Here is a 13,767-nt window from a genome sequence, read left to right as displayed (position 1 = left end):
GGATCAGGCCTGGTTCAGGACCGCCTGCAGCTCGAGGGTGATGGTGACGTCGTTGCCGAGCAGCATGCCGCCGGTCTCGAGGGCCGCGTTGTAGGTGAGGCCGAAGTCCTCGCGGTTGATCTTGGTCTTCGCGGTGGCGCCGGCCTTGTAGTTGCCGTAGGGGTCCTGGCCGAAGCCGCCGAAGTCGAACTCGAAGGTGACCGGCTTCGTCACGCCCTTGATGGTCAGGTCGCCGTCGACCAGGAACTCGCCGCCCTCGTGGCGAACGCCGGTGGAGACGAAGTCGATGGTCGGGTGCTCCTCGGCGAGGAAGAAGTCGCCGGTGCGGAGGTGCGCGTCGCGGTTCGCGTCCTTGGTGTTGATGGACGCGACGTCGGCCTTGGCGGTGACCTTGGAGTCGAGCGGGTTCTCGGCGGTGACGAAGGTGGCGTCGAAGTTCTCGAACACGCCCTTCACCTTGCTGATCATCAGGTGGCGGATGCTGAAGCCGACCTCGCTGTGGGTGGGGTCGATGGTCCAGGTGCCTGCCTTGTAACCGGGGATCTCGATGGTCACGGGTGTCTCCTTCAGGGAAGTCGCTCACGGGATGGCCTATCCATCCGCGTCAGGTACATGCAAGCGCATCGAGTCCGGGGATATTCCGATTTCGCGAAAAAAGTTGACGCGTCACCCTTTGGGCGCGAGCGAGTGCCGGAGGACCAGGAGTTTCCGGGCATCCGCGTCGATCTGCTCGAGGGGGATGCGCCCCCGCTGCACCGCGACGGTCACGGCGTCGATCAGCGCGTTCGGGTCGGTCTGCGGGCTCTGCACGATCAGCACCATGGTGTTGCCGGCCGCGACCGCCTGCACCGCGTTCTCGCCCGCATCCTGATACTGCGGCAGGCGCGTGTCCTGCAGCATCCGCAGGTCGTCGGTGATCGTGACACCGCGGAAGCCGAGCCGGTCGGCGAGGAGGCGGTGCCAGGTCGCCGAAAGCGACGCGGGCTGCGCATCCACCCCGCTGTAGACGAGGTGCCCGAACATGACGAACTCCGCTCCGGCGTCGACGCCCGCGCGGAACGACGGCTCGTCCTGGGCGGCGTAGCGGCCGAGGTCGACGGCTGCGGTCGGGACGGTGTGGTGCGAGTCCGCCTCCGTCTCGCCGTGACCCGGGAAGTGCTTGAGGGTGCTGAACACCGCGCCGCGCTCCCCCGTCACCGACGCGGCGACGCGCGCTGACGCCGAGGCGGGGTCGGTGCCGAGCACGCGGTCGGCGATGAACGACGACGGATCGGCGGTCACGTCGGCGACCGTGCCGAAGTTCACGGAGACGCCGGCCTGCTTCAGCAGCTGCGCCCGCGCGGCGAACGCGGCCTGCGTCGCCGCGGGAGGCTGCGACCGCAGCCCCTCGCCGCCGGGCTGTCCATCCCACGGCAGGCGGGTGACGTCGCCGCCCTCCTCGTCGATGCCGATCAGCGGCGGCAGCGCCGGGTCGGTCGCCCGGGTCGCCGCGGTCTGCGCGGCCAACGCCTGGGGCGTCGGCGGGATGTTGTCGCCCATGAAGATGAGGCCGCCCAGTCCGTAGCTGCTGACGAACGCCTGCAGGGCGGCCGGGTCGGTGCCGGGCGCGTGGAGCATGAACAGGCTCGCGACCTTCTGCCGCAGGGTCATGTTCGCGAGGCGCACATCCACCCACACCTCTGCCGGGTCGCGGGTCGGCGTCGGTGTCGCGGAGGGCGTGGCGCGCGCCGAGGTGCGCCCGGCCTCCGCCGGCGACGCAGCCCCGGAACACCCGGCCAGCGCGAGGACAGCGGCCGCCGCGACGGCGGCGACGAGCATCCAGCGGGACCGGTTCGAAGGCATCCCACGATCGTAGACGTCAGCCCTTGACGGCGCCTCCGAGCCCGGCGCTCCGCAGGAACAGCCCCTGGAACACGAGGAAGAGCGCGATCGGGATGAGGGTCGAGATCGCGAGCGCCGCCAGGTACACATCGAGCTGGATGGCCGCCTGCAGCGTGGGCAGGCGCACCGACAGCGGCTGGATGGCGGGGTCACGCAGCACGAGCAGCGGCCAGAGGTAGTCCTTCCAGGCGGCGATGATCGCGAACACCGACACGACGCCGAGGATCGGCTTCGACATCGGCAGCACGATCGACCAGAACAGCCGGAACGGCCCGGCCCCGTCCGTCTTGGCCGCCTCGAACACCTCGCGCGGCAGGTTGTCGAAGAACCGCTTCACCAGCACGACGTTGAACGCACTCGCGCCGGCCGGCAGCCACACCGCCCAGAAGGTGTTGATGAGCGACTGCCCCAGCAGCGGCGGGTTCAGGATCGTCAGGTATAGCGGCACGAGCAGCACCACCGACGGCACGAACAGGGTGGTCAGGATGAGGCCGTACAGCACCTTCCCGTAGGCGGGACGGAGCACACTCAGCGCGTAGCCGGCCGTCGTCGCGACGATGATCTGCGCCGCCCACGAGCCGGCGGCGACCCAGATCGTGTTCACGAACTGCACGTCGATGTGGACGGTCGACCACGCGGTCGACAGGTTCGCCCAGTCGACGCCGTGCGGGAACAGCGCCATCGGCGTCCGCAGCGTGTCCTCCGTCGGTGTGATCGCCGACTTCGCGAGCCAGAGCAGCGGACCGAGGCCCACGACGACGAGCACAAGCAGGAGCAACCCGTGCACCACGCGCGTCGACCAGCGCACGCCGGGCTTCCGCCGATCGGAGACCGAGAGGATGCCGCGCTCCCCTTCTTCTGCCGGACGCCGGCGCCGACGCCGACGGCGCGGCGGCTCGGGCGCGCCGCCCTCCTCGATGACGTCGCCGAGCACGTTGCGGACTTCGGGCGGGAGCGTTGTCGTGGTCGTCAATTCTGGCTCCAGGACTTGGTGAGGCGGAAGTACACGAGCGACAGCACGGCGAGGAACGCCGCGAGCATCAGGCTGAGGGCGGTCGCGGCGCCGTAGTCCCCGCCGAGCGAGTTCTGGAACGCGTACCGGTAGATCAGCAGCAGGATGGTGACCGTCGAGTCGACCGGCCCTCCGCCGGTGAAGAGGAACGGCTCCAGGAACACCTGCGCCGTCCCGATGATCTGCAGGATGAGCGTGATCAGCAGGACGCTGCGCAACTGCGGCATCGTCACGTGCCAGACCTTCTGCCAGATGCCCGCGCCGTCCACCTCGGCCGCGTCGTACAGCTCCGGCGCCACGCCGGTGATCGCGGCCAGGTAGATGATGATCGTCCCGCCTGCGGCCGCCCACGTCGCCTCGACCACGAGCGACGGCATCGCCTGCGTCGCCGACTGGATCCACGGCTGCGGCGGGATGCCCACCCAGCCGAGGATCGTGTTGAACACCCCGTCGGGGCGCGCGTCGTAGAAGAACTTCCACAGCAGCACCGCCACCACCGGCGGCACGACCACCGGCAGGTACGCGAGCGCGCTGTACAGCCCCTTCGCCCGCTTCACCTCGCTCATCAGCACGGCGGCGACGAGCGGGATCGGGTAGCCCAGTATCAGCGCGAGGAAGGCGAACCAGGCGGTGTTGCCGACCGCCGTCCAGAACAGCGGATCGTTCACCACCTGCACGAAGTTGTCGAACCCCACCCAGGTGGGCGCGGTGACGAGGTTGGTGTGCTGGAAGCTCATCACCACGCTGCGCACGATCGGCCACCACGAGAACACCCCGAAGATGACGAGCATGGGCAGCAGGAAGAGCAGGGAGCTGAGGCCCCCGCCGCGCACCCAGGTGAGGGGTGTGCGGCGGGGACGCGTCAGCGTGCGATCGTGTGCGGTCACGGTCACTTGTCGGCGTCGACGAGCTTCTGGATGTCGCCGTCGACCTTGGTGAGGAGCTGGTCGATGTCGGCGTTCTTGTCCGTCAGCACCGCCTGGACCACCGAGTCGAGCGCGCCGTACAGCTCCTGCGTGTGCTTGTTCGGCTCGGGCACCAGGTTGGCGTCGAAGATCTTGTCCGTGAATCCGGCCACGTTCTCCTGCGGCACGTTGATCTCGTCCTTGATCCACTCCATGTTCTGGTCGTAGGTGGCCTTGTCGAACACCGGGAGGGTGGGGACGCCGACCGGCTGACCGGACTTCACCAGCACCTTCGCGTCGGCGACCGCCTGCTCCTGGTTCAGCAGCTTCTGCATGTAGTAGAAGTCGATCCACTTCACCGCGGCCTCCTTCTTGGCCTGCGACGACTTCGGGCTGACCGCCGCGACGTTGCCGCCGCCGAGGACGCCCGCGTCGCTGTTCGAGGAGTCGATCGGCAGCATGGTCAGGCCGTAGTTCTTCGGGTCGACCGCGTTCTGCTGCACGAGCGAGGTGAGAACGTCGGAGCCGGACGGGTACATCGCGATCTGCCCGGCGCCGAACGCCTGGTTGATGCCGCTCCAGTCGAGCAGGAAGTTGCTGCCGACCGAGTTGTCCTCCCAGCGGAGGTCGTGCAGCCACTGCAGCGCCTCCTTGGTCACGGGGTTGTTCGTCGTGACCTTGGTCTTCCCGCCGTCGGTGGTCTCCATCCGGCCGCCGCGCGAGTACACGGTGGTGGTGAGCTCCCAGCCGCCGGTGTTGCCCTGCGTCATCTGCATGTAGCCGGCGACGCCCGGCACCTTCTCGGAGATGGTCTTCGCGGCTTGGCGGACCTCGTCCCAGGTCGTCGGCGGCTTGTCCGGGTCGAGTCCGGCCTTCTGGAAGATCTCGCGGTTGTACGACAGGCCCATCGCGTAGGGGCCGTACGGAATGCCGTAGATCTTGTCGCCGGACTTTGCGACCGCGAGCACGTTCTCGTTGAACTTGTCGGCGTACGGCAGCTTGTTCACCTCAGCGGTGATGTCGGCGAGCTGGCCGGCCTGCAGGAGCGACTGCGAGTCGGTGAACGGAACGTTGAAGACGTCGGGGAGGGTGCCGCCCGCGAGCTGCGTCGCGAACGTGGGACCCGTCCACTGGTACTCCTCGGACTTGACGACGATGTTCGGGTTCGCCTTCTCGAACTCCTTCACCCGGTCGTCGAACGCCTTGAAGGCGGCCTTGTCGCTGCCCGGGATGAGGCTGGCGACGGTGATGTGGACCTTGCCGTCGTTCGCCCCTCCGCCGGCGGAGGAGCATCCGGCGAGGAGGCCGGCCCCGGCGATCGTGACCGCGGCGACGGCCGCGATGGTGCGTGGTGACTTCATTGTCTGGACCCTTTCGAGTGTGATGCGGTGCGTGGATGGTGCGATTCAGGTGGTGAGGTGCCCCGCGGCGCCGGGCCGCGTGCGCAGCCAGGCCGTGGAGTCGGGAGGGAGCAGGCCGCCGACGAGCGGGCTGCTGCTGAGGAGGATGGCCTGGTGCTCGGGCAGGGCGACCGGGCTCGCGGACAGGTTGGTGACGCTCGCGAAGGCGGGCCCGCGCCCGAATGCGAGCACCCCTCCGGAGCGTCGAGCCAGGCGAGCGGTCCGTCTCCGAGGCCCGGCTCGGCCCGACGGAGGCGCAGCGCCTGGCGGTACAGCCACAGCATCGAGCTGGGGTCGCTCTGCTGCGCCTGCACGGTCAGGCCGGCCCAGTCGGCCGGCTGCGGGAGCCACGGGGCGGCGGCCGCGCCCTCCGGGCTGAAGCCGAAGGGCGGCTCGGTCCCGCGCCAGGGCAGCGGGACGCGGCAGCCGTCACGGCCAGGGTCGACACCGCCGGAGCGCTCGTGCATCGGATCCTCGCGCAGTTCGTCCGGCAGGTCCTCGACCTCGGGGAGGCCGAGTTCGTCGCCCTGGTAGATGTACAGCGAGCCGGGCAGCGCGGCGGTGAGCAGGGCGGCCGCCCGCGCGCGGCGGCGGCCGAGCACGAGATCGGTGGGCGTCCCCTTGCGCTTGGTGGCGAACGCGAACGACGAGTCCTCGCGGCCATACCGGGTGACCGCGCGCGTGACGTCGTGGTTCGACAGCACCCAGGTGCTCGGCGCGTCGACCGGGGCGTGGGCGGCCAGGGTGTCGTCGATGGATGCGCGCAGCTCCCTCGCATCCCACGGCCGGGCCAGGAAATCGAAGTTGAATGCCGTATGCAGCTCGTCGGGCCGCAGGTAGAGCGCGAAGCGGTCGATCTCGGGCAGCCAGATCTCGCCGACGAGGACGCGGGTGCCGGGGTAGCCGTCGGCGAGGGCGCGCCAGCCGCGGTAGATGTCGTGGAGCTCGTCGCGGTCCTGGGTGGGGTGCTCCCCGCTCCCGGGTTCTCGGGCACCTCGGGCAGCGAGGGGTCCTTGACCAGCAGCGCGGCGGAGTCGATGCGGACGCCGGCGACACCGCGGTCGAACCAGAAGCGCAGGATGTCCTCGTGCTCGCGGCGCACGTCCGGGTGGTTCCAGTTGAGGTCGGGCTGCTGCGGGCTGAACAGGTGCAGGTACCAGTCGCCGGGTGTCCCGTCGGGGTTCGTGGTGCGCGTCCAGGTGTCGCCGGAGAAGTTGGAGCGCCAGCCGGTCGGCATCCCCTCGCCGTCGGGTCCGGTGCCCGGGCGGAACCAGAACCGCTCCCGCTCGGGCGTCCCGGGACCCGCGGCCAGCGCCTCCTGGAACCAGCGGTGCCGATCCGAGACGTGATTCGGGACGATGTCGATGATGGTGCGGATGCCGAGCGCGAGGGCTTCGCGGATCAGCGCCTCCGCCTCCTGCAGATCGCCGAAGGCCGGGTGGATGCGGCGGTAGTCGGCCACGTCGTAGCCGCCGTCGGCGAGCGGCGAGTCGTACCAGGGCGTGAACCAGAGCGCGTCGACGCCGAGGTCGGCGAGGTAGGGCAGGTGCTCGCGAACGCCGGCCAGGTCGCCGACGCCGTCGCCGTTCCCGTCGGCGAAGCTCCGCGGGTAGATCTGGTAGATGACCGCGCTGCGCCACCACTCGGGGTCGTCGAGGGGTGGCGTCGGGAAGACGGGCGCTTCCACCAGGGAGAGGTCCACGCTGAGCCTTTCGGTCGTCTGTCACGACGGACCGTCCGGCGCCGTCGTCGCTTCCGAAATGTAGCTAGCTCGACGAAATGACGCAAGAACTAAACAAAACGCAATCAGCTTGCGTACTTTTGCGTGCGCTTGCGAGTCAGGAGGGGTGCGGAGCGGGCCCCGTCGACCCGCGGACGACGAGCTCCGGCTCGAAGAAGAGCTCGTCGCGGATGGCCGAATCGCTCGAGATCTGCCGCAGCAGCAGCTCGATCACGGTGCGCCCCATCGGCTCGATCGGCTGCCGGATCGTCGTGAGCGGCGGCTCGGTGGAGTTCATCAGCGCCGAGTCGTCGTACCCGACGATGGAGACGTCCCGCGGCACGGACAGCCCCGACCGCCGCGCGGCGCGGATCGCGCCGAGCGCCATCGGGTCGCTCGCGCACAGGATCGCGGTGACGCCCTGCGCGAGCAGCCGCGTCGCCGCCGCCTGCCCCGCCTCGAGGGAGTAGAGCGAGTGCACGACCAGCGACTCGTTGAGCGGAGTGCCCCATCCCTCGGCCAGCCGGCGTGCAGCCTCGAGCTTGCGCTGCGACGGGACGTGGTCGCGAGGCCCCAGCAGCAGCCCGATGCGCTCGTGGCCGAGCGAGCGCAGGTGGGTCAGCGCCTGGGCGGTGGCGACCGTGTCGTCGCACGAGACGGTGGCGAAGTGGAGGCTGTCGACCGGTGCGTTCACAAGCACGGTCGGCAGGTTGAGGTCGGTCAGCCGGCCGTAGTGGGAATGGTCGGCATCCTGCTGCGCGTAGGCGCCGCCGACGAACACGACGCCGGACACCTGCTGCTGCAGCAGCAGCTCGACGTAGTCGGCCTCGGAGATGCCGCCGGCGGTCTGCATGCAGAGCACCGGCGTGTAGCCGTTCTGCGCGAGCGCGCCGCCGATGATCTCGGCGAAGGCCGGGAAGATCGGGTTCTGCAGCTCCGGCAGCACGAGCCCGACGAGCCGGGCGCGCTCCCCCGCAGCTTGGTGGGGCGCTCGTACCCGAGCACGTCCAGGGCAGTGAGCACGGCCTGGCGGGTCGCATCCGAGACCCCGGGCTTGTCGTTCAGGACACGGCTGACGGTGGCTTCGCTGACTCCGACCTTGCGCGCGACCTCGGCGAGACGTTTCGACATGGCAGTAGTGTACGCAAGTGCTTGCAGATGGGTGCAAGTTTCTTGCAGTTACTCTCTAGGCGGGCCAGTTGAGACGCTTTCGGCGGAGCCCGCTCACGGAGAGCGAGAAGACGAAAGGCGGCCGCACGGTCGCCAATCGGTGGATCCGGACAGCGTGCTGCAGACAGACGTCCCCCATCGCCTCCGCCGTGAGGTCGCCGCGCGCGAAGGCGATCACGCGCGCGTCGTTGACGTGGATCGCCATGGCCTCGAGCGGGCGGGACGCGATCATGTGGTCTTTGGTGAGCAGGAGGAAGCCGGCACCGGTCCCCGCACTGATCCACTCCTGATCCGCCATCTTCTGGGCGCGGGCGTCGCCGAAGTGCTCGGCCAATGTCGTCACATCCCAGTCGGCAGCCCTGAGGCGCGACACCAGCTTGCGCTGCCCCAGCGACCGGTCGAGAAGCATGCGCGCGGACTGCATCTCAGGCAGCCTGGATGATCAGCGACCTCAGCTCGCGAGGTTCGAGATCGAAGTCCTCGGCGACATCGCGCAGGGCCTCGCCGGCACGCACTCGACTGAGCACATCGTCGACCCGCACTCCGATCCGGTCGATCGTCGGATGTCCGGAGTTCCGCTTCGGATCGACGACCACATCGACCACCTCGAAGGTCGGCAGGTGGATGACGCTGACGTAGCCGTCCTCGTACTGGATGCTCTTCAGGAACTCGTTGACGACCTCCTTGAAGACGCCCTGATGGTTCCGGACGACCACGAGATCGCCTTCGCCGTTGCGGATCAGGATCTCGGCGCCGTCCGTCATCAGACGCTGGCTCAGCAGCGCATCCTCCATACCGATCTCGTGCCGCAGCACGTCGATGGCGGGTCGGATACGGGCCATCGGGAGGCCGGCTCGGCGGAACGCTTCGATGATGTACCCCTCGGCCAAGGCGGTGAAGGGAACGGTGAGTCCGCGTCCCGGGCGAACGCCGGTGAGGAGCGGCGCGCTCTCACCCCAACGACCTTCCTGGCGCTGCTTGAACTTCTGGCCGTGAGCCCACCGCGTGAACGACGTCGGCGGAGCCTGGATGATCCGGGCGGCCTCGCTCTGCGAGTAAAGGGGCGCCGTGTACGGCAGCTCGCGCGTCAGCGGTGTTTGCATGCAAACATTCTACCGTGTTCGGCGGAGGCGGAGTAATTGCGGCCATCGCCGAGGACTACCATGACCCCCATGGCGAAGAAGGTGGTCTCCCTCCTCCTCGCCAGCCACCCCGGCCCCACCGTCGTCGTGACGGTGATCGCCGTCGGCCTCGGCATCGGGCTCGGCTACCCGCCCGGCCGCCTCGTCCTCCTCGCCCTCGCCATCCTGTTCGGCCAGTTGTCCATCGGCTGGAGCAACGACTGGCTGGACGCGGCCCGCGACCGAGCCGTGGAGCGCACCGACAAGCCCGCCGCCCGCGGTGACGTCTCCGTGACGACGGTCCGCGCCGCCGCCTTCATCGCGCTGGCCGTCGGGCTGGTCCTCACCCTGCCGCTCGGGATCGCCGCCCTCGTCGTCCACGCCATCGCCATCGCGAGCGGCTGGGCCTATAACCTGGGCCTCAAGTCGACCGCGTACTCCTGGGTGCCGTTCGCCGTCGCCTTCGGCCTCCTGCCCGCCATCGCGACCCTCGGCCAGGAGCAGCCGGCGTGGCCGCAGTGGTGGGTCTACGCGGCCGGCGCCCTGCTCGGCGTCGCCGCGCACGTCACCAACGTGCTGCCCGACCTCGAGGACGACGCGCGCACCGGCATCCGCGGCCTGCCCCACCGCCTCGGCGCGCGGCCGAGCGGGCTGCTCGCGTTCTCCGCCCTCGCACTCGCCACCCTCTTGATCACGTTCGGGCCCGGCCTGCCGGTACGGCCCGTCCTGCTCGTCGGGCTCGTCATCGGACTCGCGGCCGCGATCACCGGGGTTGTGCTCCTGCTGCGCCGCAGCCCGACACGCCTGCTGATGCAGCTCATCATGACCTGCGCCATCGTCGACGTCGTGATGCTGGCGCTCGCCGGTCAGTCCGTGACGGTCTGAACCTTCTCGGCCGCCGGCACGCCGTTGCGGATGCCGATGCCCGAGACCACGCCGCCGATGAGCAGCAGCAGGGCGCCCGCCACCATCGCGCGGTGCAGCCCCGCCTCGTCGAGCGTGCCGCCGATGATCATCCCGATCGCCGCTACCGCCAGCAGACCGGCGATGCGCGAGACGGCGTTGTTCACCGCGGAGGCGATGCCGGCCTGCTCCGGGTGGATGGCGCCCAGGATCGCGCTGGTGAGCGGCGCGACCGTGATTGAGAGGCCGATGCCGAAGAGCAGCACAGCGGGCAGCAGCGTCGTCCAGTAGTTGACGTCCGTGCCCATCGTGAGCAGCCACAGGAAGCCGGCGGCGGCGATGACCGGGCCGATCGCCATGAACAGCCGCGGCCCGTACCGCCCGGCGAGGCCGCCGAAGAAGCCCGAGAGCAGAAGCATGCACAGCGTCGACGGGATGAAGACGAAGCCGGCCGCAATGGCCGAGAACCCGGCCACCTGCTGCAGGAACAGCGTCACGACCAGCGGTCCGAACGAGAGCGCGCCGTAGACGAAGAAAGTGGAGATGTTGCCCACCCAGAAGTTGTGGACGCGGAACAGCCCGAGCGGCAGCATCGGCTGCTTCACCCGCGTCTCGACGACGAAGAACGCCGCCAGGCTGAGCAGACCGACCACGAAGGGGATCCAGACCCGCGGGCTCCCCCAGCCGAACGTACCCTGCTCGATCAGGGCGAACACCGTGCCCGCGAGGCCGAGCGAGCCGAGGATCGCGCCCGCGATATCGACGCGGCCGCCCATCCCGCGATCGGCCACGTGCACCGTCATCAGGAGCACCAACGTGATCGCGATCGGGATGACGTTGATGACGAACACCCACCGCCAGCCGAGGGTGTCGACGAACAGGCCGCCGACCACCGGACCCGCGATCATCGCGATGCCGGTCCACGCGGTCCATCGCCCGATCGCCTTCGCCTGCGCCGGTCCCTCGAAGCGGGAGATGATGATCGCCAGCGAGCTCGGCACGAGCAGCGCGCCCGCGACACCCTGCAGCGCCCGCGCGAGCACCAGGAACACCCCGGATGGCGCGAAGGCGCACAGCAGCGACGTGACGCCGAAGCCGATCAGCCCCGCGTAGAGCACGCGCTTGCGGCCGAACACATCCGACAGCGAGCCCGCGATGAGAATGAGCGAGCCGAGGGTGACGAGGTACGCATCCACCACCCACTGCTGCAGCTGCAGGCCGCCGCCCAGCTCCTTCGAGATCGCGGGGAGCGCCACGTTGATGACGGCGCCGTCCAGGAACGCGACGAAGCTCGACAGGATCGCGATGACGAGCACCCGGAGTTGAAGGGACGTCATCGGTTCGATCCGCGTTGTGGCCATGGGCTCATTCAACGCGTCCGGAGGGCGGCGCGGCAAGCGCGCCGCGCGGGGCGCGGCGTAGAGTTCGCGCATGGCTGAGCAGGGGCGCGCCGCGCCGTCCGAACGGCGCACCGCCTCGGCCCGCGTTCTGCTGCTGACGCGCCTGGCATGGATCGCGGTCCTGCTCGTGACCACCCTCTTCCATGTGGTCCGCGGAGCCCCCGTTGACGCGTGGATCTACGGGCTCGGGGCCGCCGCGCTCGTCCTCGACCAGCTGCGCTGGCTGCGCATCCCGCTGCGGCTACGCTCCGACCGTGACAGGCTGTCGCGGAGGATCGTCGCCGGGGTGCTGATCGCCGTCGCGGCGCTGACCGTGGCTGTGACGCCGCTGTACGGCCCCGCGGACACGGCGATCGTCGTGGGCCTCGGCGTACTGCTGCTCCCGGTCGTCTGGGCCGACCGGCCCGCCGGCGCGGCCGAGGCGACGGATGCCTCCTCCCGTCCGGTCCGCCGCGCTGCGGTCCTCTGGTCGGCCGTGATCGCCGCCGGCTGCGCCTGGGAGATCGGCGCGTTCTTCCTCGGCCGCGACCTGCCCGCGCACGAGCAGGACTTCCCCGCGCTGTCCGACCTCATGGATCCGGTGCTCGCCTGGCAGCCCGCGCGCGGCGTCCTCGTGGCGCTCTGGCTGCTCGGCGGGTATGCGCTCATCCGGAGGGGGCGGAGGCGATGAGGGACATCACGACGGCCGGGTTCGTGCTGTGCGGGCTGCTGATCGTCGCGCTGGTGGTGCAGGCGCGGATCGCACCGGGGACTGTCGCGCGGCTCACCACCGTGCTGGACATCGTGATGACCGACCGCGCCGCCCGCTTCACCGTGATGCTGTTCTGGTGGTGGATCGGCTGGCACTTCCTGGTCGTGCCGCCGCAGCCCTAGTTGTTGCCCTTGGTGCAGGTCTGCTGTGCGGCGGTCTGGCCGGTGATCGTCGACGGCAGGTCGATCGGTCCGCCGGAGCCGGTCGGCGCGGGCGTCGCGCCGGTGTCCGGTGCGGCGGGTGCGGCCGGAGTGGTCGGCGTCACCGGGGACGGCTCGCCGCCGGCCCCCGCATCCGGCGCGGGCGACGCGGTCGCGGTCGGGTCCTCCGCCGCGCGGCCGGTGGAGCCGGTGAGCTTGACCGGCTGGTCGTTCACCAGCGCCTCGTCGAGCGCACTCGCGGCCGTGTCGTCGGGGACGACGCGGTTCGGGTCGTCCGGGTCGGTGACCGCCGGATACTGCACGAAGACCATGTTCTCGAGCCCGGTGTCCTTCAGCGCGAGAGCGATCTGCACCAGCGTGGTCGGATTGGTCAGGCTCTCCGACGGCGTGATGTTGTCCACCGCCGCCTTCGCGAGGGAGTAGAGCTGCACGGGGTTCGACAGGACGCCGCCGCTCACGATCTTGCGCGCGAGCGCCGAGAGGAACACCTGCTGGTTGGAGATGCGGCCGAGGTCGCTGCCGTCGCCGACGCCGTGGCGGCTGCGCAGGAACGAGAGGGCCATATCCCCGACGATCGTGCTCTCGCCCGCCGGCAGGTCGAGCGGCGGGTTCGTGTAGTCGTCGGTGACCGGGCTCGCGAGGCACACCGTCACTCCCCCGACGGCGTTCGACATCGCGCTCACGCCGTTGAAGTTGATGGTCGCAGCGAACGGGATGGTCAGCCCGGTCATCTTGGACACGGTCGCCACCACACAGTTCAGGCCGCCGCGCGACAGGGCCGTGTTGAACTGCGCGTACGAGGTGCCGTCGATCGTCCCCTGGCCGTTCGGGTCGGGACAATCCGGGATGGCGACCATGAGGTCGCGCGGGAAGCTGACCACCATCATGCTCTTGTGGTCCTGGGCGATGTGCAGCAGCATCGTGACGTCGTTGTTGCCGGCGCCGCTGCTGGCGTCCTGCTCCTCCGCGCTGTTGTAGATGCCGCCGAGGTCGCTGCGGCTGTCGGTCCCGGCGAGCAGGAGGTTGATGCCGCCCGGCATGGCGGAGACGTTCGGGATGTCCTGAGGGATCGCCGACTGCCCCGGCGCCGCCTGCAGATGCACGCCGGTCTTGATCGAGCGCGCCACATCCCACACGGCGTAGGCCGCGATGGACCCGGCGCTCACGAAGGCGACGACCACGACGGCGGCGAGCAGCTTGAGGGCAGCCACGGCGCCGCGCCGCCGGGGCAGGCGGCCGTGCCGGACGCCCTCCGGTCCGCGGGCGCGCTGGTGGCGTCGCGGCAGATCGGTCATCGGCATCCCTCGGTCGTCGGTCGTTGACGCGATCCTAGCCGCCCAGCC

The 13,767-nt window shown here is 69.9% G+C and carries 12 protein-coding genes and 2 pseudogenes; 3 read left to right on the top strand and 11 right to left on the bottom strand.

Features of this window, described 5'->3' with window-relative positions; genetic code table 11:
* Positions 1-3: 3 nt before the first annotated feature.
* From ACRAWB_RS05410 to ACRAWB_RS05370, 9 genes and pseudogenes are all read right to left on the bottom strand, one after another.
* A complete protein-coding gene (locus ACRAWB_RS05410; protein WP_431352387.1) occupies positions 4-555 on the bottom strand; it encodes a YceI family protein in 552 nt (183 codons plus the stop codon).
* Positions 556-666: 111 nt separating this feature from the next.
* A complete protein-coding gene (locus tag ACRAWB_RS05405; RefSeq protein ID WP_431352386.1) occupies positions 667-1,842 on the bottom strand; it encodes a glycoside hydrolase family 3 N-terminal domain-containing protein in 1,176 nt (391 codons plus the stop codon).
* 16 nt (positions 1,843-1,858) lie between these two features.
* Positions 1,859-2,854: a carbohydrate ABC transporter permease gene (locus ACRAWB_RS05400; protein WP_431352385.1), complete on the bottom strand. Its 996-nt coding sequence runs from the start codon at positions 2,852-2,854 to the stop codon at positions 1,859-1,861.
* Positions 2,851-3,780 carry a carbohydrate ABC transporter permease gene (locus ACRAWB_RS05395; protein ID WP_431352384.1) on the bottom strand — a complete coding sequence of 310 codons (930 nt, stop codon included), beginning with the start codon at positions 3,778-3,780 and terminating at the stop codon, positions 2,851-2,853. The genes ACRAWB_RS05400 and ACRAWB_RS05395 overlap by 4 nt, the downstream gene beginning before the upstream one ends.
* A gap of 2 nt (positions 3,781-3,782) precedes the next feature.
* Entirely contained in the window at positions 3,783-5,159 is a 1,377-nt protein-coding gene (locus tag ACRAWB_RS05390) for an ABC transporter substrate-binding protein (protein ID WP_431352383.1), read from the bottom strand.
* A gap of 45 nt (positions 5,160-5,204) precedes the next feature.
* Positions 5,205-6,885 (bottom strand): annotated as a pseudogene (locus ACRAWB_RS05385) (glycoside hydrolase family 13 protein).
* Positions 6,886-7,036: 151 nt separating this feature from the next.
* Positions 7,037-8,049 (bottom strand): annotated as a pseudogene (locus tag ACRAWB_RS05380) (LacI family DNA-binding transcriptional regulator).
* Positions 8,050-8,104: 55 nt separating this feature from the next.
* Positions 8,105-8,512, bottom strand: a complete 408-nt coding sequence (locus ACRAWB_RS05375) for a hypothetical protein (protein WP_431352382.1) — start codon at positions 8,510-8,512, stop codon at positions 8,105-8,107.
* A 1-nt stretch (position 8,513) separates the two neighbouring features.
* On the bottom strand, positions 8,514-9,191 hold the full coding sequence (locus tag ACRAWB_RS05370; RefSeq protein WP_431352381.1) for a DUF433 domain-containing protein: 678 nt from the start codon (positions 9,189-9,191) through the stop codon (positions 8,514-8,516).
* Between the two features lie 69 nt (positions 9,192-9,260).
* Here ACRAWB_RS05370 and ACRAWB_RS05365 point away from each other — a divergent pair, with 69 nt between their 5' ends.
* Complete coding sequence (locus tag ACRAWB_RS05365) at positions 9,261-10,094, top strand: UbiA family prenyltransferase (RefSeq protein ID WP_431352380.1); 834 nt, start codon at positions 9,261-9,263, stop codon at positions 10,092-10,094.
* On the opposite strand, the gene ACRAWB_RS05360 is transcribed toward ACRAWB_RS05365, so the two are convergent.
* Positions 10,076-11,473 (bottom strand): MFS transporter, encoded by a 1,398-nt coding sequence (locus tag ACRAWB_RS05360; RefSeq protein WP_431352379.1) that lies wholly within the window; start codon positions 11,471-11,473, stop codon positions 10,076-10,078. The genes ACRAWB_RS05365 and ACRAWB_RS05360 overlap by 19 nt on opposite strands.
* Before the next feature lie 70 nt (positions 11,474-11,543).
* Between ACRAWB_RS05360 and ACRAWB_RS05355 the strand changes: the two genes are divergently transcribed.
* Together ACRAWB_RS05355 and ACRAWB_RS05350 are read left to right on the top strand one after the other, a co-directional pair.
* Positions 11,544-12,182 (top strand): hypothetical protein, encoded by a 639-nt coding sequence (locus ACRAWB_RS05355; protein WP_431352378.1) that lies wholly within the window; start codon positions 11,544-11,546, stop codon positions 12,180-12,182.
* Entirely contained in the window at positions 12,179-12,385 is a 207-nt protein-coding gene (locus ACRAWB_RS05350; RefSeq protein ID WP_431352377.1) for a DUF6186 family protein, read from the top strand. The genes ACRAWB_RS05355 and ACRAWB_RS05350 overlap by 4 nt, the downstream gene beginning before the upstream one ends.
* On the opposite strand, the gene ACRAWB_RS05345 is transcribed toward ACRAWB_RS05350, so the two are convergent.
* Positions 12,382-13,719, bottom strand: coding sequence for an LCP family protein (locus ACRAWB_RS05345; protein ID WP_431352376.1), 1,338 nt, complete (start codon positions 13,717-13,719; stop codon positions 12,382-12,384). The genes ACRAWB_RS05350 and ACRAWB_RS05345 overlap by 4 nt on opposite strands.
* Positions 13,720-13,767 lie beyond the last annotated feature (48 nt).

Origin of the sequence: Leifsonia poae (genome assembly GCF_050632865.1) — a bacterium.
GTDB classification, from domain to species: domain Bacteria; phylum Actinomycetota; class Actinomycetes; order Actinomycetales; family Microbacteriaceae; genus Leifsonia; species Leifsonia poae_B.
The sequence above is the reverse complement of the archived record's forward strand: the minus strand, read 5'-3'. Positions and strand labels throughout refer to the sequence as shown.

Coding starts and splice junctions, on each gene's coding strand:
- ACRAWB_RS05405 (WP_431352386.1), bottom strand. CDS start 1,842: ATGCCTTCGAACCGGTCCCGCTGGATGCTCGTCGCCGCCGTCGCGGCG.
- ACRAWB_RS05390 (WP_431352383.1), bottom strand. CDS start 5,159: ATGAAGTCACCACGCACCATCGCGGCCGTCGCCGCGGTCACGATCGCC.
- ACRAWB_RS05375 (WP_431352382.1), bottom strand. CDS start 8,512: ATGCAGTCCGCGCGCATGCTTCTCGACCGGTCGCTGGGGCAGCGCAAG.
- ACRAWB_RS05370 (WP_431352381.1), bottom strand. CDS start 9,191: ATGCAAACACCGCTGACGCGCGAGCTGCCGTACACGGCGCCCCTTTAC.
- ACRAWB_RS05365 (WP_431352380.1), top strand. CDS start 9,261: ATGGCGAAGAAGGTGGTCTCCCTCCTCCTCGCCAGCCACCCCGGCCCC.
- ACRAWB_RS05360 (WP_431352379.1), bottom strand. CDS start 11,473: ATGGCCACAACGCGGATCGAACCGATGACGTCCCTTCAACTCCGGGTG.
- ACRAWB_RS05355 (WP_431352378.1), top strand. CDS start 11,544: ATGGCTGAGCAGGGGCGCGCCGCGCCGTCCGAACGGCGCACCGCCTCG.
- ACRAWB_RS05350 (WP_431352377.1), top strand. CDS start 12,179: ATGAGGGACATCACGACGGCCGGGTTCGTGCTGTGCGGGCTGCTGATC.
- ACRAWB_RS05345 (WP_431352376.1), bottom strand. CDS start 13,719: ATGACCGATCTGCCGCGACGCCACCAGCGCGCCCGCGGACCGGAGGGC.